Source organism: Paenibacillus alginolyticus DSM 5050 = NBRC 15375 (assembly GCF_000422905.1).
In the GTDB taxonomy this organism is placed as follows: Bacteria; Bacillota; Bacilli; order Paenibacillales; family NBRC-103111; genus Paenibacillus_E; species Paenibacillus_E alginolyticus.
The window spans coordinates 1-22,318 of record NZ_AUGY01000041.1; the positions used below are offsets into that span (position 1 = coordinate 1).

20 protein-coding genes and 1 tRNA gene are annotated in these 22,318 nt (G+C 46.6%); 19 read left to right on the top strand and 2 right to left on the bottom strand.

What is annotated here, in order from left to right:
• The 13 genes from G519_RS43595 to G519_RS0118610 all read left to right on the top strand — a co-directional run.
• The coding region (locus G519_RS43595; protein ID WP_036633387.1) for a transposase at positions 1-238 on the top strand (238 nt) is incomplete at its 5' end.
• Between the two features lie 229 nt (positions 239-467).
• Positions 468-1,226, top strand: a complete 759-nt coding sequence (gene hisF, locus G519_RS0118555; protein WP_029195985.1) for an imidazole glycerol phosphate synthase subunit HisF — start codon at positions 468-470, stop codon at positions 1,224-1,226.
• Positions 1,223-1,876, top strand: a complete 654-nt coding sequence (gene hisIE, locus G519_RS0118560; protein WP_029195986.1) for a bifunctional phosphoribosyl-AMP cyclohydrolase/phosphoribosyl-ATP diphosphatase HisIE — start codon at positions 1,223-1,225, stop codon at positions 1,874-1,876. The genes hisF and hisIE overlap by 4 nt, the downstream gene beginning before the upstream one ends.
• A gap of 26 nt (positions 1,877-1,902) precedes the next feature.
• Positions 1,903-2,709 (top strand): histidinol-phosphatase HisJ, encoded by an 807-nt coding sequence (hisJ, locus tag G519_RS0118565; protein WP_029195987.1) that lies wholly within the window; start codon positions 1,903-1,905, stop codon positions 2,707-2,709.
• Between the two features lie 75 nt (positions 2,710-2,784).
• Positions 2,785-3,735: a ribose-phosphate diphosphokinase gene (locus G519_RS0118570; protein ID WP_029195988.1), complete on the top strand. Its 951-nt coding sequence runs from the start codon at positions 2,785-2,787 to the stop codon at positions 3,733-3,735.
• A gap of 308 nt (positions 3,736-4,043) precedes the next feature.
• Positions 4,044-5,780, top strand: a complete 1,737-nt coding sequence (locus G519_RS0118575) for a tetratricopeptide repeat protein (protein ID WP_029195989.1) — start codon at positions 4,044-4,046, stop codon at positions 5,778-5,780.
• A gap of 180 nt (positions 5,781-5,960) precedes the next feature.
• Positions 5,961-6,908: a thioredoxin-disulfide reductase gene (gene trxB, locus G519_RS0118580; RefSeq protein ID WP_029195990.1), complete on the top strand. Its 948-nt coding sequence runs from the start codon at positions 5,961-5,963 to the stop codon at positions 6,906-6,908.
• Between the two features lie 230 nt (positions 6,909-7,138).
• A complete protein-coding gene (locus G519_RS0118585) occupies positions 7,139-8,086 on the top strand; it encodes an ROK family glucokinase (protein WP_029195991.1) in 948 nt (315 codons plus the stop codon).
• Positions 8,087-8,162: 76 nt separating this feature from the next.
• Entirely contained in the window at positions 8,163-9,050 is an 888-nt protein-coding gene (gene rapZ / locus G519_RS0118590; RefSeq protein WP_029195992.1) for an RNase adapter RapZ, read from the top strand.
• Positions 9,051-9,081: 31 nt separating this feature from the next.
• The gene (locus G519_RS0118595) at positions 9,082-10,065 is read left to right on the top strand and encodes a gluconeogenesis factor YvcK family protein (RefSeq protein ID WP_029195993.1); all 984 of its coding nucleotides are present in this window, start codon (positions 9,082-9,084) and stop codon (positions 10,063-10,065) included.
• 5 nt (positions 10,066-10,070) lie between these two features.
• Entirely contained in the window at positions 10,071-11,003 is a 933-nt protein-coding gene (gene whiA, locus G519_RS0118600) for a DNA-binding protein WhiA (RefSeq protein WP_029195994.1), read from the top strand.
• Between the two features lie 149 nt (positions 11,004-11,152).
• Positions 11,153-11,422 carry an HPr family phosphocarrier protein gene (locus G519_RS0118605; protein ID WP_028555561.1) on the top strand — a complete coding sequence of 90 codons (270 nt, stop codon included), beginning with the start codon at positions 11,153-11,155 and terminating at the stop codon, positions 11,420-11,422.
• Between the two features lie 208 nt (positions 11,423-11,630).
• Positions 11,631-13,400: a stalk domain-containing protein gene (locus G519_RS0118610; RefSeq protein ID WP_029195995.1), complete on the top strand. Its 1,770-nt coding sequence runs from the start codon at positions 11,631-11,633 to the stop codon at positions 13,398-13,400.
• A 569-nt stretch (positions 13,401-13,969) separates the two neighbouring features.
• Here the strand turns inward: G519_RS0118610 and clpP are convergent.
• Together clpP and G519_RS0118620 are read right to left on the bottom strand one after the other, a co-directional pair.
• The gene (clpP, locus tag G519_RS0118615) at positions 13,970-14,551 is read right to left on the bottom strand and encodes an ATP-dependent Clp endopeptidase proteolytic subunit ClpP (protein WP_029195996.1); all 582 of its coding nucleotides are present in this window, start codon (positions 14,549-14,551) and stop codon (positions 13,970-13,972) included.
• Between the two features lie 264 nt (positions 14,552-14,815).
• Positions 14,816-14,887, bottom strand: a tRNA-Arg gene (locus tag G519_RS0118620).
• Positions 14,888-15,190: 303 nt separating this feature from the next.
• Here G519_RS0118620 and G519_RS0118625 point away from each other — a divergent pair.
• The 6 genes from G519_RS0118625 (at position 15,191) to eno (ending at position 22,300) form a co-directional block, all read left to right on the top strand.
• Positions 15,191-16,213 (top strand): sugar-binding transcriptional regulator, encoded by a 1,023-nt coding sequence (locus G519_RS0118625; RefSeq protein WP_029195997.1) that lies wholly within the window; start codon positions 15,191-15,193, stop codon positions 16,211-16,213.
• Between the two features lie 85 nt (positions 16,214-16,298).
• Positions 16,299-17,306 carry a type I glyceraldehyde-3-phosphate dehydrogenase gene (gene gap, locus G519_RS0118630; protein WP_029195998.1) on the top strand — a complete coding sequence of 336 codons (1,008 nt, stop codon included), beginning with the start codon at positions 16,299-16,301 and terminating at the stop codon, positions 17,304-17,306.
• 122 nt (positions 17,307-17,428) lie between these two features.
• On the top strand, positions 17,429-18,610 hold the full coding sequence (locus tag G519_RS0118635; protein ID WP_029195999.1) for a phosphoglycerate kinase: 1,182 nt from the start codon (positions 17,429-17,431) through the stop codon (positions 18,608-18,610).
• Between the two features lie 68 nt (positions 18,611-18,678).
• Positions 18,679-19,431 (top strand): triose-phosphate isomerase, encoded by a 753-nt coding sequence (gene tpiA, locus G519_RS0118640; RefSeq protein WP_029196000.1) that lies wholly within the window; start codon positions 18,679-18,681, stop codon positions 19,429-19,431.
• Between the two features lies 1 nt (position 19,432).
• Positions 19,433-20,971 carry a 2,3-bisphosphoglycerate-independent phosphoglycerate mutase gene (gene gpmI / locus G519_RS0118645; protein WP_029196001.1) on the top strand — a complete coding sequence of 513 codons (1,539 nt, stop codon included), beginning with the start codon at positions 19,433-19,435 and terminating at the stop codon, positions 20,969-20,971.
• 36 nt (positions 20,972-21,007) lie between these two features.
• Positions 21,008-22,300, top strand: a complete 1,293-nt coding sequence (gene eno / locus G519_RS0118650; RefSeq protein ID WP_029196002.1) for a phosphopyruvate hydratase — start codon at positions 21,008-21,010, stop codon at positions 22,298-22,300.
• Positions 22,301-22,318 lie beyond the last annotated feature (18 nt).

The window sequence follows — 22,318 nt, forward strand, 5'->3', positions numbered from 1 at the left end:
CAAGTACACGTTTCCAGCACGGGGTAGTGAAGCCCATGAGAAACTGTATGATCAACGAACAGCTGTTGAACGTGTATTTGCCTATCTCAAAGGACAGTTCCAACTTGATAATGTTCGTCATCGTGGAGGTAAAAAAGCCAAAATGCATATGGAGCTAGCCTGCTTACTTTATACATCCTGTAAACTTTCAGTTGATCGAATTAACCAAGCAATGAATACCCCTCAGCTTTCTGCTTAATTTTTTTGAAAAGTACCGATTCAAATTGGAGAAGCAGATTCTCAAATAAATTACATTGTGAAACGTACTCGCAAAGACTCTTATTTGGACTCATTTAGCCAGTTTTGCAGAAATAGAAGCTCATAGAGACTCTTATTCGATGCAAAGCCATGGAGCTTTATTTTGGAGGATGAGCAATCCAGCTGTTTATGCACCAATAGAAGTTTAGCTTAGGAAGGAGGTGCCCAGCATGTTAGCCAAAAGAATTATTCCTTGCCTAGACGTCAAGGATGGCAGGGTGGTCAAGGGCGTTAATTTCGTTAATTTGCGTGATGCAGGCGATCCGGTGGAGCTGGCAGCGATTTACGATAAAGAGGGCGCGGATGAGCTGGTGTTCCTCGATATTTCGGCTTCGGTGGAAGGAAGGGCGACGATGGTGGAGGTTGTCCGTCAAACGGCAGGAGAGATTACGATCCCTTTCACCGTTGGCGGCGGCATCTCTAGTGTGGACGACATGAAACGCCTGCTTCGCGCCGGAGCGGATAAGATCGGTATCAACACAGCCGCGGTTCGAAATCCTCAGCTTGTTTCTGATGGAGCACGGAAGTTCGGTTCCCAGTGTATTGTCGTTGCCATTGATGCGAAGTTCAATAGCGAGTGGGGCGAGTGGGAAGTGTTCACGCATGGCGGTCGCAACGCTACCGGTATCAAGACGTTGGAGTGGGCGAAGCGTATGGAAGAGCTTGGTGCAGGAGAAATTTTGCTTACCAGCATGGATGCAGACGGGACGAAGGACGGTTTCGATTTGAAGCTAACACGTGCCGTATCCGGGCTGCTCACGATTCCCGTGATTGCTTCCGGTGGAGCGGGCAAAGCGGAGCATTTCTATGATGTATTTACCGAAGGCAAAGCTGATGCGGGATTGGCGGCAACCATTTTCCACTATAAAGAGTTAACGATTCAAGGGGTCAAAGACGACCTTAAAGGTAAAGGGGTTGAAATCCGATGACATTTTCAATAGATCAGATTACTTATGATTCACAGGGTCTTGTACCTGCCATCGTGCAGGACGCAGTCAGCAAAGAAGTGCTCATGCTTGCTTATATGAATAGCGAGTCATTGCAGCGTACAATTCAAACGGGTGATACTTGGTTCTGGAGCCGTTCCCGCGGGGAGTTGTGGAATAAGGGGGCAACTTCCGGTCATACACAAAAGGTAAAATCACTGCGTTACGACTGCGATGCAGACACGCTTCTAGTTCTCGTGGAACAAGTGGGACCTGCTTGCCATAACGGCACGTATACTTGTTTCACAGAAAGTATCCCTGTGGATGGGGCCGCTCAAGAAGCCGCGCCTGCCGCAGAGGGCAATCGTTTCGCGATCCTTGGCGAGTTGGAAGCTGTTATTGCTTCGCGTGACGCTGAGCGTCCTGAGGGCGCTTATACAACGTATCTTTTCGAAAAAGGTGTCGATAAGATTCTCAAAAAAGTCGGCGAAGAAACAGCCGAAGTGATTATCGCAGCCAAAAACAAAGATAACGATGAGCTTCGCTATGAAGCGAGTGATCTTATTTTTCACTTAATGGTCCTTTTGCGTAATAACAAATTGCCTTTGGATGATATTATGAAAGAGCTGGCTAATCGGCACGTCAAAAAATAAATAAAACGACCTGGAGTGAATTCACGATGTTGATTGATTATCATACACATCATGTGCGCTGCGGTCACGCCTCTGGGGAACTGGAGGACTACGTCAAACGCGGCATCGAGATCGGGCTCACACAGTTGGGGCTTTCGGATCATATGCCGCTTTTGCATGTGGACCCTGCGACTTATTGGCCGGAAATGGCCATGCCGATGGAAGAACTGCCTCGCTATGTCGAGGAGTGCCTGCATCTTAAAGAAAAGTACAAAGATCAGATTGATATCCGTGTTGGGCTAGAGGGCGATTATATCGAAGGCTATGAGACACAGATTGCCGCAATCATCAAAGCGTATCCATGGGACTATGTCATCGGTTCTGTTCATTTCCTTGGCGAGTGGGATATTTCTGATTTTAGGCAGCTCGCAGGTTGGGATGGCAAGGATATTTATGAAGTTTATACCCAATACTACGAGGCAGTGAAGAAAGCAGTCCGAACCGGACTGTATGACTATATCGGTCATATCGATATGATTAAACGATTTGGTTACGTCCCGGATCGTGATACGTGGGAGCTGGAGAAAGCGGTACTGGACACTGTGAAAGAATGTGATCTTGCGATCGAGCTGAATGCTTCGGGCTTGCGCCATCCGTGTAAAGAGATGTTCCCGAACCGCCGAATGCTGGAATATTGTCATAAGGTGGGAATTCCATTGACGCTAGGTTCGGATGCGCACCAGCCGGATCGGTTGTCCCAGTATCTGGACGAAGCCAGGGAACTCTTGAAATCCGTTGGATTTAACGAAATAGCCACATTTTCTGCCCGAAAACGACATCTTGTGACTTTTTAAATTCGACATGTTTCATGTATAATGGAGAGGAACTGTATAATCTATTTAATGAACCTTCGGAGGTAACCATTAACCATGCATAGCGACAATGTTAAAATCTTTTCCGGATCTTCGAATCCGAAGCTTGCGGAACGTATTTGTAAAGAGCTCGGCCAGCCGCTTGGACAAATTAAGCTTTCCCGTTTTAAAAGCGGAGAAATTTACTGTCTTTACGAAGAAACGATTCGTAACTGTGACGTATTCCTGGTACAAACTTTTTCCCATCCGATTAATGAGCACATGATGGAACTTCTGGTCATGATGGATGCGGCGAAAAGAGCTTCTGCAAGAACGATCAACCTTGTCATCCCTTACTATGGTTACTCTCGTCAAGAACGTAAAGCTGCTCCGCGTGAGCCGATTTCTGCAAAATTAGTAGCTGACTTGTTCAGTGCAGCAGGTGCAACTCGTGTTGTAACGATTGACCTTCATGCACCTGCGATTCAAGGCTTCTTCAATATTCCGGTGGATCATCTGACAGCTCTTGATCTTATCAGTGATTGCATCAAGAAAAAGAATTTACCTAACCCGATCATCGTATCTCCAGATGCGGGACGTGCGACAACCGCTGAAAAAATGGCGAACATTCTCGATGCACCATTCGCGATGATGATTAAGAAACGCCCAGAACACAATGAGTCTGTGATTACCCACGTCATTGGTGATGTTGTAGGACGTACACCGATCATTATCGAGGATCTTATCGATACCGGTACGACAATTGTTAACGTTGTTGAGAGTTTGAAAGAAAGAGGAGCGCATGATGTATACATTTGTGCGACACATCCTGTGTTCTCCGGACCTGCCCTGCAACGTTTAGATCACCCTAGCATTAAGGAAGTCATCATTACGGACTCCATCGCGATTCCGGAAGGACATTCCGATAAATTCAATGTGCTTTCCGTAGCTCCGCTGTTGTCTGATGCGATTCGCATTATTAATGACGGTGGATCCCTATCCTCCCTCTTCAAATACGGCGGCGTATAAGGAAGCTTAAAAAATCGCCTTTGAAAACGAAGGTTACTCAGGAAGTAGATTCGGCGTCGAATCTTGAACAAAGTCTGGGAACTGCGGTACTCACGTAGGCTTACCTACGCTCCGTTCCTCGTTCCTCAGACTTTGTCCAACCTTCTCGGTTTTGAAAACCGATTTTTTAAGCCACTATTGAACAAGGGTCTAGAGCGAAGTTTAAGACCAGAACTATAGACCAGATCTTACCTTCGGATTATGTTTTTGGCTTCCAAGCGATCTATGGTATAATTTGAGTGTAATCAAATTGCCGGAGGTGTCTTGCTATGGAAAAGATTAAGCGTGTATCCGAAGCACCAAAGCCTAAAGTTATCTCAATTAACATGGATGCCGCATTCTTTTTCGAGAGAGCGGTTCAATCGTTGGATCGGTTTCATTATGATAAGGCATTGAAATATTTCCGGCGAGCTGCAGAGTATGAGCAGGATAACCCTGTGAATCACTGCAATCTCGCAGGAGTTCTCTCCGAAATGGGCAATTATGACGAGTCGAACCAAATTCTGCAGCATGTCCTTGATACGATCGATCCCGAGATGACGGAATGTCACTTTTATATGGCAAACAACTATGCCAACATGGAAAATTTCGAGCAAGCTGAACAAGCGTTGGTTCGATATTTGGAGACTGACCCCACAGGTCAATTCATGGATGAGTCTGAAGAAATGATGGAAATGCTGAGCTACGAACTCGAACGTCCCGCCCCTCTCACTAGCATCAAGAGTCGAGAAGGGCTCTTCGAGCATGATAAAGCCCGTGCGCTTCTCGAAGAGGGCAAGTTCGCTGAAGCTGTGAGGCAGCTAGAGAAATTGGTGAAGAATCAGCCTGATTTCACAGCTGCCCGCAACAATCTGGCCCTTGCTTATTACTATATGGGTCAGTTTGAGAAGGCGATGGAAACGATTCGTGCGGTGCTCGACATCGATGCCGGAAATTTGCATGCGCTATGTAACATGGCCATTTTCCATCAGCATTTCGGTAACAAGGAGGAGTTAGCTGAGCTAACCTCTCTATTGTGCAAGACGTTTCCTTTTCAACAGGATCATGTGTTCAAGCTTGCTACAACCATGGGTATCCTTTCTGAGCATGAGAAGGCATACCACTTGTTTAAGCGCCTGCTTAAAGCAGGAGACGGTACGGCAGACCCTTGTCTCTATCATTATGCAGCGGTAGCAGCCAGCCATATCGGTCGATTCGGCGAAGCTTACCGTTATTGGAAGCAAGCTGAGAAGCTTGATCCCGGTGCTGAAATCTCCAAGTTTTACTTGGAGCAGCTGCGCTCACGCGAGAAGGCTGAAGGGCCGCTTACCTGGAGCTATCACTACCATCTGCCCTTCGAAGAGCAGTTTAGGGTGTTGGAGAAGTCCACGCAAGGAATCCCGGACCAACTGAAGAAAGATCCGCTAGTTCGATCCTCCTTCTTTTGGGCTTTGCGCCATGGTGATATCGAGACGAAGCTGCAGGTGATCCAAGCGTTCGGATTAATTGCTGATAATGAAGTAAGAGATGCTTTGCAGGATTTCATCCTGGATCGTCAAGAAGATGACTATTTGAAGAGAGTCGCGATTTTCGTGCTTCGGAGCATGGGGATCCGAGAGTCACTACCTGCCTATCTGGAAAACCAAGAGATAACGGTAGAAGCCTCTCCTTACTCGCCGCATCTGCCGATTTGGGATGCCAAATGGCAAAGTGTAATGGAAACGGCGCTGTCGCATATGCACAAGCGCTATGATATGGTTCAGCAGTATGATTTGGAAATCCTATGGGTTGAATTTCTAACGAAGATCTACCCGGCTGTGCCTAAGATTCATAAATCCGAGGGCTGGGCAGCGGCGTTAGAGTATTTGATCGCCAAAATGCATCGCCGAGCTATTTCCTATCAGGAAGTATCCACACGCTACGGCGTTACAGTCTCAACCGTAAGCCGCAACGTCAAGCTGATAGATGACACGTGTGGTTTACGTGAGAAAATGGAAGCTATTTTCAACAAATTTACCAGTATTTGATAGCCAGTCTTTTGCCTTGTCGAAAGACCTGGCTTTCATACATAAATAAAGCGGCGGTTTCGACTGCCCGCATTGAAGCAAAATAAAGCGGAGCATACGAAGGCTGTCTTGCTGAAGCAAAACGCAGGCGATGCTTACGTAGATAGCTTTCCTGAGGAAAGCACCTAGGAGGGAAACCATATGTACAAATCAGTCGTTGTAGGAACAGGACCATCCGGTCTAACAGCAGCCATTTATTTAGCGCGTGCCAACCTTAGCCCACTCGTAATTGAGGGGCCAGAGCCAGGCGGACAGCTCACCACAACTACCGAAGTAGAGAACTTCCCCGGCTTCCCTGAAGGGATTATGGGTCCTGAACTAATGGAGAATATGCGTAAGCAAGCAGAACGTTTCGGTGCCGAATTCAAAACCGGTTGGGTGAACTCTGTTGAGCTGACGAATCGTCCATTTAAACTGCAAGTTGAAGGTCTTGGCGAGATCGAGACAGAAACACTGATTATTTCCACGGGTGCTTCTGCCAGATTGCTAGGAATTACGAATGAGAGAGAAAACATTGGACGTGGCGTAAGTACTTGTGCAACGTGTGACGGATTCTTTTTCCGCGGTAAAAAGATTGTTGTCGTTGGTGGCGGTGACTCCGCTATGGAAGAGGCAAATTTCCTTACTCGCTTTGCTTCGGAAGTCCGCTTAGTCCACCGTCGCGATGAGCTTCGCGCTTCGAAAATCATGCAGGATCGCGCTCGCGGAAACGAAAAAGTGAAATGGGCACTTAATAATACGCCACTTGAAGTTATAGCTGGTGAAAAAGGTGTTACAGGCCTGAAGGTCAAAAATAACGAAACCGGTGAAGATGAAATCATCGAAACGGACGGTATCTTTGTAGCTATCGGCCATACACCGAATACAAAGTTCTTAGGCGGACAAATCGATACGGATGAGCACGGCTATATTATTGTTAAGCCGGGCACGACCGAGACGAATATCCCTGGCGTATTTGCTTGTGGTGACGTGCAAGACACGAAATATCGCCAAGCGATTACAGCGGCAGGAAGTGGATGCGCAGCTGCTCTGGAAGCTGAAAAGTTCCTAGAAGGCAACATCGTACACGATTGGAGCCAGTCGCTGTAAGTGGTCTGGAGTCATTACAGCAAACGTGGAGGGCTAATCTCTCCACGTTTTCTCGTTTCATTGGGAACTGTTGAATCTTGACCAGTTTACAGGCTTGACTTATAGTTGGAACAGGAGCATACGTAAACCCCACAAAGTGACGCATAGCCTTCGAAGCTTATTCAAACTACTTTGCGGGGACCCCGGAAATATCCGAAAATTATTATGACTATTCATGAGGTGACCTTGCAATGTCAGATCAGATTTATATCGGTGTAGATTTAGGCGGTACGAATATCAAAGTGGGTATCTGCGACGAGCAGGGAAAACTGCTGCAAACGTTTGAAGGCCCTACAGGCGCGGAGAATGGTGCTGATTTTGTAATTGAGCGAATTGCCCAGTACGTACGCCAAATTGTCGAAGAGTCTCCGTTTGAATGGGAGCAAGTGGCTGGTATTGGCGCAGGTTTAGCCGGATTCATGGATATTCCGGAAGGCTTCGTTAAATTCTCTCCAAATTTGCAATGGCATAATGTCCCTGCGAAGAAAATGCTGGAAGGATTTCTTGGTAAAACGGTTAAGATTGACAATGATGCCAATGTAGCTGCTTTAGGCGAAGCTTGGGCAGGCAGCGGAGCGGGAATTCCGAATGTGGTTTGCTATACGCTTGGAACAGGTGTTGGCGGCGGGATTATTATTAACGGGAAAATTTATCAAGGTTCTGCGGGTATGGCTGGAGAGCTTGGTCATATGTCCGTTGTGCCAGACATTGAAGCAATTCAGTGTGGATGTGGACAAATGGGTTGTCTAGAAACAGTTTCGTCGGCGACAGGCATCGTTCGTATGGCCAATGAAGCGGTTGAGCGCGGCGAGAAAACGTCATTAGCTCTTCACGAGAAGATTGAAGCGAAGCATGTCTTCGATGCGGCCAAGAGCGGAGATGAAGTGTCCCTGCGCATCGTGAACCGGGCTGCCTATTATATTGGACGTTCCATGGCTGCGATGGCCGTTATTATTAACCCGAAACGATTCATTATCGGTGGCGGTGTTTCGAAAGCAGGGGAAATTTTATTCCAACCGATTCGTGAAACCTTTAAGAAATACACGCCAGAGACAGCTTCAGAAGGTGTTGAGATCGTTGCTGCAACGCTGGGTAACGATGCAGGCATCGTAGGTGCTGCTGGTTTGAATTTAAGATAGACGTAATACGCACTGTTCGTATGGTTAGCGGATCTGAGCTGGCCTGCGAGAAGCACTCCAAAGGAAGGTGTCATTCATGGAAGAAAACCACCCTTTAGCGAAACTGGTCATAATTACAGGAATGTCAGGTGCAGGTAAGACGATTGCCGTACAGAGTCTTGAGGATCTAGGATTCTTCTGCGTCGATAATTTACCTCCTGTGTTGATTCCTAAATTTGCTGAGTTGATCGAGCAGTCGATGGGGAAAATCGGCAAAGTGGCACTGGTGATTGATTTGCGAGGGCGTGAATTTTTCACTGCACTTCAGGAGTCGCTTCGTTATATCCAAGAGAATTACACGCTTAGTTATGAAATTCTATTCCTAGATGCTACCGATGCGACGCTAGTACAGCGTTATAAGGAAAGTCGCCGCCGTCACCCGCTAGCTCCCGATGGAGCGCCGCTTGAAGGTATTGGACTTGAGCGTAAACTGCTGGAAGAGCTGAAAGGCTTAGCCACACAGGTTATTGATACAAGTACGCTTAAGCCGGTGCAGCTCAAAGAAAGAATTATTTCCCGTTTCACCAATTTGGAAACAAACCGCATATCTATAAATGTAATCTCCTTCGGATTTAAGTATGGTGTCCCAATTGATGCTGATTTAATCTTCGATGTTCGCTTCTTACCGAATCCACATTATGTGGAACAGCTTCGTCCACAGACTGGTCAAGATCCCGATGTATATGACTACGTTATGAAGTGGACTGAGACGCAAGAGTTTCTGAATAAGCTGCTCGATATGCTCCATTTCTTAATGCCTCAGTATAAGAAAGAGGGCAAGAGTCAGGTTGTTGTAGGAATTGGCTGCACTGGAGGTAAACACCGATCCGTCGCCATCACGGAATATCTCGGTAAAGTGATGGGGAACAGCGAAACCGAAACCGTGCGTTTGAGTCATCGAGACGCCGAGCGGGACCGTGTATAAGCAGTCCTACGATTAAGAGGGTGAAAGAAGTATGGAACATGTTGAATTGCAACGCAAGCCCAGAATAGTCGTTATTGGCGGTGGAACAGGTCTTTCGGTTATGCTTAGAGGATTGAAGGAGAAACCGGTTGATATTACAGCCATTGTGACGGTAGCGGATGATGGAGGAAGCTCTGGTATTCTCCGGAATGAATTGCAGATGCCGCCTCCAGGTGACATTCGCAGCGTGTTAACGGCCCTTGCTGATGTCGAGCCCTTGCTGTCGCTTATTTTGCAATATAGATTTCAAGTGGGTACAGGTTTAGCTGGGCACAGTCTGGGAAATCTAATACTAGCAGCTCTTACGGATATTACAGGTGACTTTGTCACTGCGGTTCAAGAGATGAATCGGGTATTTGCTGTCCGAGGTCGGGTCCTTCCCGCATCGAATCAAGCCATCGTATTGAAAGCGATCATGGAAGATGGTACCTTAGTCGTAGGCGAGTCCAAGATTCCAAAAGCGGATGGACGCATCAAACGTGTATTCATCGAGCCGGCTAACGTGACACCTCTAGCTGAAGCTGTTCAAGCTATACGCGAAGCGGATGCCATTTTATGCGGCCCAGGCAGTTTATACACCAGCTTGCTGCCAAATCTACTTGTCCCTGGGATCGCGGAAGAGATTGTGAAATCGAATGCTGTAAAGTTGTTTATCTGCAATGTGATGACACAGCCAGGCGAAACCGACGACTACTCGGTCAGCGATCATCTGGATGCCATTTATGATCACCTGGGTCAACATTTGTTTGACTATGTGATTGTGAACAATGGGGAAATCCCTCCGCAAGTCCAGGCGAAATATGCGGAAAAGGGTTCGAAAGCGGTACATTTGGACCTAGAAGAAGTCACGAAGAGAGGGTATCGGATTATTGCTGATCGACTCGTGCTATTTCGTACCTACCTTCGTCATGATGCAGAGAAATTGAGTGACCATATTTATCAGCTCGTCGAAAGCTGGATGTTAAGGAAGAAGTGAGTCCCTTGTCCTTTGCGGCAACAACCAAAAAAGAATTAACATTAATTACAGATGCGGAAGCATGTTGTGAAAAAGCGGAACTGTCAGCATTGATTCGAATGAATGGATCTGTACAGTTAACCAGCCAACGCGTTGTACTTGATATTTCCACCGAAAATGCAGCTATTGCAAGGCGGATCTACACGCTCATCAAAAAAACGTACAAATTGCACACCGAGCTTCTCGTGCGTAAGAAAATGCGTTTGAAGAAGAATAACGTGTACATTGTTAGAGTTCCTGGTCAAGTTCAGGAGCTGCTCAGTGATCTGAAAATTGTTTCCGAAGGGTTCATTTTCACCACGGGAATTAACAAAGAGATCATTCGAGGCAATTGCTGCAAAAGGGCATATCTTCGTGGGGCATTCATGGCTGGAGGCTCGGTGAATAATCCCGAGGGTTCTTCTTATCATCTCGAGATTGCCTCGATTTACGAGGAGCATTGCAAGGCGTTGTCGCAGCTTGCGAATAAATTCGATTTGAATGCCCGCTGCATCGAACGCAAAAAAGGTTTCGTCTTGTATATCAAAGAAGGAGAGAAGATTATCGAGTTTCTAAGTATCATTGGGGCACATCAGGCGCTGCTGCGCTTTGAGGATGTCCGGATCATGAAGGATATGCGCAACTCGGTGAATCGCATTGTCAATTGTGAAACAGCGAACCTTAACAAGACGATTGGTGCAGCAGTTAGACAGATCGAAAATATCCGACTCCTGCAAAGAGAGGTCGGACTGGATAGCTTGCCTGAGAAGCTTAGAGAGGTTGCCGAAATTAGACTTCAGCATCCTGATCTAAATCTCAAGGAAGTTGGCGACATGCTTAAGGGAAGCGTGAGCAAATCCGGCGTCAATCATCGTCTGCGAAAAATCGACGAATTGGCTGAAAAACAGCGGAATTCGTAGATAAGAAGCCCCTGTACAGCGCATCTATAAGTTTTTCTCATTTTTTCTAGTGTACTTCAGGGAAAAATGCTATAATGTTAAAACATAGGGTATTAGCACTGTTATCAATAGTAATTCATATAAGCTCCATATTAGGGGGAATTAGTTCCATGTCCAGACGTCCAGTCGTTGTGAAGTTGAGAACAGGACTTCATGCCAGACCTGCGGCATTGTTTGTTCAAGAGGCGAATAAATTTTCATCTGAGATCTTTGTTGAGAAAGATGAAAAGAAAGTGAATGCGAAAAGCATCATGGGAATTATGAGTCTTGCGATCAGTACAGGGACCGAAGTCTTCATAAGTGCAGAAGGTTCGGATGCCGAGCAGGCTGTAAACGCTTTAGTCACATTAGTCAGCAAGGAAGAATTGGAAAACCAATAATCCTTCAAAAGCTTCCTTTCGAGGAGGCTTTTTTGCGAGTGAAGCGGTCATACAGATCAGGTTCAATAAGTGTCAAATTTGTTAACAACTAGGGGAATTAGCAACCTTTTTCTCTTGGCGACGTCTAATGAACGTGGTCAATGAAGGAAAGGGCTATTTGCCATTTCTGCCAAACTGCATTCAAATGTTAAAGGAGCCAGAGAAGAGAATGAAATTGAATTCGCTAAAAAAAGAGGTTACCCTCCTGCTTGCGTTCATCGTATTTCTTGCTAGTACGATAACAGCACCGGCAGCTTATGCGGTATCGGCAAGCTCGTCCTTCATTTTACTTTATATCGATAAGTCAGAAGCATTCGTTAATGATCAGCAAATCCATTTGGAGTCTCCATCTACCATTATAGACGGCAGCACGTTCGTCCCAGCCAAGTTTCTTGGGGATACAATGGGCTTCAAGGTGGAGTGGAATGATACATCGCGCACCATTCAGATGACCCCTCCGGGTTACAACATTGTTCTCGATTCTGATCATAAGACCGTGACGACCAATGGGGTAGATACGCCTTTTAACACAGTTGCTGCGATTGTAAATGGAAAGCTTCTAGTGAAGCTAACTTGGTTAGCAGATTATATGGGAGCGAAGTATAAATATAACAACGAACTTCGCCGAGTAGAAATCGTGCATTTTAAGTCGCCTGAGGGCATCTACATTGACCAGGATAGCAACTCTAGACCTGTAGCTAAGTTTACAACAGCAAAGCCTACATATCGTCTTGGAGAGCCTGTGAAGTATCTCGATCTTAGCTATGATCCCGATGCGGAAGGTATTGCGTCCTATGATTGGGCAGGCAATCAGGAAGCCTTTTTCAAGCCAGGTAAATATCCGGTTACTTTGACGGTTAAAGATGGCCACGGACATGTAAGTAAATTGTTCAAAAGCTTTGTAACGGTCGTAAATGAACCTTATTTGACTGAAGTGGAATACCCGATTTATATGAAGCCGGTTGGCGGTTTTATTAAGTCGGACTGGGGCACCATTTGGGCGCACTTCAATGAAATGGCTCCATTGCCTAAAAAAGTAACGGAAGTTCCAGGACGTACGCTGCTTGTGAGCGACAGTCCGGAGGAATTTACAGAGAGTGGTATTCTTTACCGCGATAACATCAATGGCAAGGCTCGTCTGTATGCCGATCATATCAACGGTACGAAGCAAAAGATGACCATGGCCATATTCGCAACGAATAACTCGGATAAACCGGTTAAGATCAAGACAACGAATAAAGGAGAGGTATATCCTTCCGTTTATGCGAATTTGATCGGTAGCGAAGCGTCCGTAGACTTCCTTCTAAACAATGTGTACACGGACGAACTAACGGTGCCTCCTCATGAGACTTACGTGTATGCGAAGCTTCCGGACTTCTATCCGGGGCAGGGTGTGAACTTATTTTACGATGTGGAAACAGACGGCGAGATGCAAATCTCATTCGGTGTGACAGATCGCATGCTGACGCCGACGATAGCGCAGGAGCTTCCGTTATTGGGCTTTACAGGACACGTACGTGGGACGTTCCCGGTATCGGAGATAAAATGGGATGTAGACGCCACAAGCTTCACGAAAACGTCGGTACTTACGATTGGGGATAACAAGACCGATACGTTCGTTAAAGGGTATGACGTGATGCGTAAGCAAAATGTGGAGAACGGTGGCAATTATGGCGTGGTCTATAAAATCCATGCGGATAAACCGCGCAAGATGGCTGTAATGATTATGGCCAAAGGCGGCGTTTTCAAAGGGCCGTTCAAAATAAACGGTGAGATCATTCCGGTTCCTTATTCCGGTGTCATTACGGCATTTGACGGAATGGAAGTACTGGCACGTACAACGGGTACGGAAGATGCGCTGGATATCGAGTTTACGCCTCCGGCGGGTTCGGCATTCCCGATTGACCTGATCTTCTATCCGTTGGATGAGAAGAAGTAAAAAAGGATAAGAGCCTTTGGAGACCCAAGTGATGCATTCAGCATAACACTGGGGTCTCAGGAGGCTCTTTTTTGTGTGAGCTTGCAGCTGCTGTGAAGAGGTGGGAAATAAGCTCGGAAATCGAGCTTATTCGCATGTGAGGTGAGCGGAGAGGATGTTTTTCATCGTTAAGTGGAGGGGGTAAAGGGGAATGGAGAACTTTAACGATGAAAAACATTCTTAAGTTAGCAAGATCAGGGCTATTTCATTCAGAAGTCGGACTTATTACTGGAGGTAGGCTGAGCTAGGCTGAGAAGTCGATTTTGGAGCTTACGGCGGCAGCGAGAAGCGATGTGTGGGGGATAAGTGCGAAAATCGAGAGCTTATTGCTGGGTGCAGACTAAGTTAGGCTCAAAAACCGAGCCTAAAGTAACCCCAACTCACGATGAAGCTGGGTTGTGTGGGCTCTGAAAGCTGAGAAGTGAGCTTACAGCAACGATAGGAAGTGAAGTGTGTGATAGCCAATAAAAAAACCAGCCGCACGGCTGCTCCTAGGAGCAGTCACTGCAGGCTGGTTCTTATGTTACAAATTAGACGCGCTCGATGACTTTATCGATGAGTCCGTATTCGGCCGCTTCCGCAGCGCTCATGAAATTGTCGCGGTCTGTATCCTTTTCGATGCGCTCGAAAGTTTGGCCTGTGCGCTCGGCTAGGATTTTGTTCAGGTTGTCTCTCATTTTCAAAATACGCTTAGCGCGGATTTCGATGTCTGAAGCTTGACCTTCAGCGCCACCCAGTGGTTGGTGAATCATGACTTCACTGTTAGGCAAAGCGTAACGTTTGCCTTTGGCGCCTGCTGTGAGCAGGAATGCGCCCATAGAAGCAGCCATACCAACGCAGATCGTGGATACGTCTGGCTTAATGAACTGCATCGTGTCAAAGATGGCCATACCGGCTGTAATGGAACCGCCAGGGCTGTTGATGTAAAGCGAGATATCTTTATCAGGATCTTGTGCGGCCAAGAAAAGTAGCTGAGCAATGATGGAGTTAGCCACAACATCGTTGACACCCGTGCCTAAGAAAATAATGCGGTCCTTCAGTAAGCGAGAGTAGATGTCATACCCTCTTTCACCGCGCGCGTCCTGTTCGACGACCATAGGAATAAAACTCATGAGAATGACCTCCTTGGGGTGGGTACATGGTTTAAAAGATTGATGCGTGGAGTCAATCTCATCTTGGAATAATGAAATTGATCTCTTGTGTACATACTGTTTACAGTATCTACAAGTATGATAACGAAAAAACCTTCGAAGGTCAAGAAAGGTCAAACTAAGATCAAAAAAAATCAGCAAGGATGCTGATTTTGGTCATTCTAGTATCGATCTGTTGTTGATCTAGTGTTGATTTGAAGCTGATTCTGCTGCAATTCTTAGGAACGCGCCCGAAAGGAATCGAACCTTTATCTCAGGCTTCGGAGGCCTACGTCATATCCATTGGACCACGGGCGCATAAAAAGTTAAAAAAGTGAAGCAAGGGTTATTATATGTCAGCCGCCCAGAAAAAGCAAGACAGTAAGCCCTTTCAGCCTTTTTGGTGAAAAATGTTTGAACAAATGTTGAATCTGGAAAGAGAATTGGTTATAATGAAAAAGTAAGCTATCAGAAAGTATTCACCTGAACAATCTTCAGCGAATTCATCTTTCTGATTTGGGAATTGAGTAAGGAACTTTTTTTTCGCCCGGGTGGGACGCAAAATGTATACCCGGGACATAAAACGTCCATCGACGGATCAGGAGCGTTATAAGTCGTCATATGAGAGAAATTCTTGACATTCAGAAACAGCTCTTGCCGGATCTCATGGACATCATGAAGAAGCGGTACTCGATTCTACATCATATCTTAGTCTCCGGTGTGGTCGGACGCAGAACGTTAGCTTCTTCGCTCGATATGACTGAACGCGTGCTGCGCGGGGAAGTTGATTTCCTTAAGGAGCTTGGACTTCTCGAATCGGATGCAACAGGGATGAAGATAAGTGAATCGGGGCGTCAATTGCTTGAAGACATGCAGCCCATCATTAAGATGGCTTTTGGATTAACAGACTTGGAGGAAAGCATTGCTAAGTCATACGGCATCTCGCAAGTGATTGTCGTCCCAGGGGACTCTGACACTTCGGTATTTACGAAGAAGGAGCTAGGACGTGCAGGTGCAGCAGCACTCCGCAAGTACGTGTCCAAGGATGATATCATCGCTGTAACCGGCGGATCTACGATGGCGCAGATTGCCAATAATCTGGCGATATCCTCATCGATGAAAGGCAGCTGGTTCGTACCTGCTCGCGGTGGACTTGGTGAAAGTGTGGATATGCAGGCGAACACCATTGCTTCTATTATGGCCAAGAAAACAGGCGGTAAATACCGATTGCTGCATGTACCGGATCATCTCGGGGAGGAAGCGTACCAATCGTTGATCCAAGATCCGCAAATTCAAGAAGTTGTTGACGCTGTTCGCAGTTGTCGCATCGTTGTACACGGTATCGGGGATGCTATGGTCATGGCGCGCAGACGTAAGGTCGACGCCGAGACGACACGCAGTTTGGAAGCCGAAGGTGCTCTCGCAGAGGCGTTAGGGTACTATTTTGACCGCCAAGGAAATGTGGTTCACAAGATGCCGACCGTAGGACTTCGTCTGGAGGATCTTCAGCGCATTGAAGTCGTCATTGGTGTAGCCGGCGGGAAGAGCAAAGGGGAAGCGATCGCTTCCGTGCTTCGTCATGGACAGGAAGATGTTCTTGTAACCGATGAGGCAGCAGCTTTGGAAATTATGAAGCATGTATAACGAAGACGAAAGACATCATAACGTATGCCTTCATCAGCTGCGTTTTGAAATATAATTATTTATCTAATCTTAGGAGGAATTGGCTATGACAACAAAAGTAGGTATTAACGGTTTCGGACGTATTGGTCGTAACGTGTTTCGCGCAGCTTTGAACAATTCAGAAGTACAGATCGTAGCAGTTAACGATCTGACAGACGTAAAAACATTGGCTCATTTGCTCAAATATGACACAACTCACGGTAAACTAGACGCTACAGTTGAAGCTGGTGAAGGCGAATTGATCGTTAACGGTCGTTCCATCAAAGTTTTTGCTGAGCGTGACCCTGGGAACCTGCCTTGGGCATCTGTAGGCGCAGAAATCGTTATCGAATCTACTGGTATTTTCACAGCTAAAGAAAAAGCAGCCCTTCACTTGAAAGGCGGAGCTAAGAAAGTTATCATTTCCGCTCCAGCTTCCGACGAAGATATCACAATCGTACTTGGTGTTAACGAAGATAAATACGATCCAGCAGCTCATACAATTATCTCCAACGCTTCTTGTACTACAAACTGTCTGGCTCCTTTCGCGAAAGTTATCAACGATAGCTTTGGTATCGTAAAAGGTATGATGACTACTGTTCACTCTTACACAAATGACCAATCCGTGCTTGACGTTCCGCATAAAGACCTTCGTCGTGCTCGCGCAGCAGCTGAGAACATCATTCCTTCCAGCACTGGTGCAGCAAAAGCAATCGGCCTAGTTCTTCCTGAGCTTAAAGGCAAATTGAACGGTATGGCTATGCGTGTTCCTACACCTAACGTTTCCGTAACTGACTTGGTTGTTGAGTTGAAAGTTAACGTAACTGTTGATGAAGTAAACGCAGCTTTGAAAGCAGCTTCCGAAGGCCCTCTTAAAGGCATTCTGAACTACACAGAAGATGCGCTTGTATCCAGCGACTTCAATGGTGACCCAGCTTCCTCCACAATCGATGCTCTTTCCACAATGGTAGTTGGCGACAACATGCTGAAAGTGGTTTCTTGGTACGATAACGAGTGGGGCTACTCCAACCGTGTTGTTGACTTGGTAGCTTTCATCGCTAAAAAAGGTCTGTAATTTCATAGATCATCAATGAAAAACCACATGAAGGGGAGAAGAGATTCTCCTCTTTATGTGCGATTTACCCCTGTTTCAGCTAGAATAGAAGTAAACCATACCCGTTCAGGAGGCCGTGACCTATGAATAAGAAAAGTGTTCGCGATGTTGAAGTAGCTGGTAAAAGAGTATTTGTTCGCGTTGATTTCAACGTACCTGTAGAGAATGGTCAAATTACCGACGATACACGGATCAGAGAAACGCTGCCTACGATTAAATTTTTAATCGAAAAAGGCGCTAAAGTTATTCTCGCTGCCCATTTTGGTCGTCCAAACGGACAAGTGGTTGAAGAACTTCGTTTGACACCAGTTGCTGCAAAATTGGCTGAATTGCTTGGTCAATCGGTGATTAAAGCGAATGAATCCGTTGGCGAAATCGTAAAAGCACAAGTCGATGCGCTTGAAAATGGCGACGTTCTCTTATTGGAAAACGTTCGTTTCAATGAAGGCGAAGAGAAGAATGATCCTGAGTTGGCAAAAGCTTTCGCTGAGCTGGCTGACCTGTTCGTGAATGATGCATTCGGCGCTGCTCACCGTGCACACGCTTCAACTGAAGGAATCGCACACTTCATTCCAGCGGTTTCCGGTCTATTGATGGAGAAGGAGCTTGATGTTCTAGGTAAAGCGCTGAACAACCCAGAGCGTCCTTTCACAGCCATCGTTGGCGGATCCAAAGTGAAAGACAAAATCGCTGTGATTAACAATCTCCTGAACATTGCAGATAACGTGCTTATTGGCGGTGGTCTGTCCTATACATTCCTGAAAGCACAAGGTTACGAAATCGGTAAATCCCTCGTGGATAACGAGAAACTTGACCTAGCGCTTAGCTTTATTGAAAAAGCGAAAGAAAAAGGCGTTAACTTCTTGATTCCCGTTGATATCGTTGTCGCTGATAAATTCGGCGCAGATGCGAACACGCAAATCGTTGGCGTTGACGGCATTCCTGCGGATTGGGAAGGCATTGACATCGGACCGAAAACACGTGAACTATACGCAGACGTTATCGCGAAATCCAAACTGGTTGTTTGGAACGGACCGATGGGCGTTTTCGAAATCGAGCCTTTCTCTCACGGTACTCGCGCTGTAGCTCAGGCTTGCGCAACAACTTCCGGTTACACGGTTATTGGTGGTGGCGATTCCGCTGCAGCAACAGAGAAATTCCATCTGGCTGATCAAATGAACCATATGTCCACAGGTGGCGGAGCTTCCTTGGAATTCATGGAAGGTAAAGCATTGCCAGGCGTAGTAGCATTGAACGATAAATAATTGAATGGTAAAGCGAATGCTTACGAAGCCAGTTTTTCTGGCAATAAACTTGAAGGAGAGCATATCCAATGAGTAGAAAACCGATTATCGCGGGTAACTGGAAAATGTTCAAAACCGTCTCCGAAGCTGTTAGCTTCGTGAATGAAGTAAAAGGCAGCACGGTAGAAGGCGTTGAGAGCGTAATTTGCTCCCCATTCACAAATCTGCCTGCTCTGGTTGAAGCTGTGAAAGGCACTGATGTTCATGTGGGTGCACAAAACCTGCATTTTGAAGACAATGGCGCTTTCACAGGCGAAATCAGCGGTGTTATGCTGAAAGATCTTGGTGTGGAGTATGTTATTATCGGTCACTCCGAGCGTAGAGCTTACTTCGCTGAGACAGATGAAATCGTGAACAAGAAAGTCGTTGCGGCTTTCAAACACGGTTTAACTCCGATCCTTTGCGTAGGTGAAAAGCTGGAAGAGCGCGAAGCGGGTCAAACGAAAGATGTTTGTAAAGTGCAAACAGAAGCAGCTTTTGCTGGTCTTAGCGCAGAGCAAGCAGCGCAAGTTGTTATCGCTTATGAGCCAATTTGGGCTATTGGTACAGGCAAATCATCCACTGCTGAAGATGCACAAGACGTTATCGGCTACATCCGTCAGCTTGTGAGCGGTCTATACGGCGCATCCGTAGCTGATGCGGTTCGCATTCAATACGGCGGCAGCGTGAAGCCGAACAACATTGCTGAGTACATGGCACAGCCAGACATTGATGGCGCACTTGTTGGCGGAGCGAGCTTAGAGCCAGCTTCCTACATCCAGCTCGTCCAGGGGGCGAAGTAACATGTCCAGACCGAAACCGGTAGCACTCATCATTCTCGATGGCTTCGGACTCCGCTCGGAAGAGCAGGGGAATGCGGTTGCTCATGCCAAAAAGCCTAACTACGACCGTTACTGGTCGAGTTATCCACATACAACCCTTACCGCTTGCGGTGAGGCCGTAGGTTTGCCGGAAGGCCAGATGGGGAATTCTGAAGTGGGACACCTGAACATCGGCGCTGGCCGTATCGTTTATCAGGATCTGACGCGAATTTCGAAATCGATTCGTGATGGTGAATTTTACGATAATGAAACGATCCTAGGCGCATTTCGACATGCAAAAGAAAACGGAAAGAAGCTGCACCTTTACGGGCTGCTTTCCGATGGCGGCGTACATAGCCACATTCAGCATTTGTTCGCTTTGCTGGACTTGGCTAAAAAAGAACAATTCAAAGATGTTTATATCCATGCCTTCCTTGATGGCCGCGACGTAGCTCCGGATTCTGCGAAGAGTTATATGGCGAGCTTGCAGCACAAAATCATGGAAGTGGGCGTAGGGCATATTGCGACCGTTCAAGGCCGCTATTATGCGATGGATCGCGATAAACGTTGGGAGCGGACGGAGAAATCCTACCGTGCCATGGTTTATGGCGAAGGCCCTACGTATACAGATCCAATGAAAGCCATTATTGAATCGTATGAGAAGTCGATCTTCGACGAGTTCGTTATGCCAACAGTTATCGTTGGCGATGACGGCAAGCCGGTAGGTCTTGTAGAATCAGGGGATGCGGTGATCTTCTTCAACTTCCGCCCTGACCGTGCGATTCAGCTTTCGCAAGTCTTCACGAATGAAGATTTCCGTGGTTTTGACCGTGGTCCTAAAGCAGCTAAGAACCTGTACTACGTATGTCTGACACTGTTCAGTGAGTCAGTAGACGGCTTCGTCGCTTACAAGCCGAAGGATCTGGACAATACACTCGGGGAAGTACTGGCTCAAAACGGTCTGAAGCAGCTTCGCGCTGCGGAGACAGAGAAATACCCACACGTAACGTTCTTCTTCAGCGGCGGGCGGGATGCAGAACTGCCAGGTGAAACGCGTCTTCTCATTCCTTCGCCGAAAGTAGCTACGTATGATTTGAAACCAGAAATGAGTGCCTATGAATTGGCAGCTGCTGTGGTTAAGGAAGTCGAAGCGGAGCGTCATGACGTAATCATTCTCAACTTCGCTAACCCTGACATGGTAGGTCACTCTGGTTTGCTGGAGCCTACGGTGAAAGCCATCGAAGCAACCGATGCTTGTCTAGGTCAAGTTGTAGAAGCGATCCTAGCCAAAGGCGGCGTGGTTTGCATTACAGCAGATCACGGGAATGCAGATGTGGTTACGAATGCAGACGGATCACGCAATACTGCACATACAACGAATCCTGTGCCTTTTATTGTTACGGACAAATCTGTTACACTAAGAGACGGCGGAATTTTGGCAGATATTGCCCCAACGATGCTAGACTTCTTAGAGGTTAAACAACCGGAACAGATGACCGGGACAACCATCATAAAGCGTTAATTCAAACATACTATTTTAAAGGAGTGTTTTCTAACAATGACGATTATTTCTGATGTTTATGCACGCGAAGTATTGGATTCCCGCGGTAACCCAACAGTAGAGGTAGAAGTATATCTAGAGTCCGGCGCTTTCGGTCGCGCTATCGTTCCTTCAGGCGCTTCTACAGGCGCATACGAGGCTGTTGAGCTTCGTGATGGTGATAAAGGTCGTTACCTTGGTAAAGGCGTTCTGAAAGCCGTTGAGAACGTGAACGAAATCATCGCTCCAGAAATCATTGGTCTAGACGCTCTTGATCAAGTTGGCATCGATAACAAAATGATCGAGCTTGACGGTACACCTAACAAAGCAAAATTAGGCGCTAACGCGATCCTAGCTGTTTCCATGGCAGTAGCTCGTGCAGCTGCTGATGCATTGGATGTTCCACTTTACGTATACCTTGGCGGATTCAACGCTAAGACGCTTCCAGTTCCAATGATGAACATCATCAACGGCGGGGCACATGCCGACAACAACGTTGACGTTCAAGAGTTCATGGTTCTGCCAGTAGGCGCGCCTACATTCAAAGAAGCTCTTCGCATTGGCGCTGAGATTTTCCATAGCTTGAAATCCGTATTGAAAGAAAAAGGCCTTAACACAGCTGTTGGCGACGAAGGCGGATTCGCTCCTAACTTCACTTCCAACGAAGAAGCAATCACAACGATCCTTACAGCAATTGAAAAAGCTGGCTACAAACCAGGTGTTGATGTATTCTTGGGTATGGACGTTGCTTCCACTGAGTTCTTCAAAGATGGTAAATACCACCTTGAAGGCGAAGGCAAATCCTTCACATCTGCTGAGTGGGTTGACTTCCTTGCTGCATGGGTTGATAAATATCCAATCATCACAGTGGAAGACGGCTGTTCCGAAGACGATTGGGAAGGTTGGAAATTGCTTACTGAGAAATTGGGCAGCAAAGTACAACTGGTTGGTGACGATCTGTTCGTTACGAACACTGAGCGTCTATCCAAAGGTATCGAGCAAAACATCGGTAACTCCATCTTGGTTAAAGTTAACCAAATCGGTACACTTACTGAAACTTTTGATGCGATTGAAATGGCAAAACGCGCTGGTTACACAGCGGTTATCTCCCACCGTTCCGGTGAGAGCGAAGACAGCACAATCGCTGACATCGCTGTTGCTACAAACGCTGGTCAAATCAAAACAGGTGCTCCGTCCCGTACGGACCGCGTTGCGAAATACAACCAACTTCTTCGTATCGAAGACGAGTTGTTCACTGTTGCTCAATACGCTGGTAAAAAAGCATTCTACAACTTGAGAAACTTTAAATAATTAAATAATTCCGTTGGG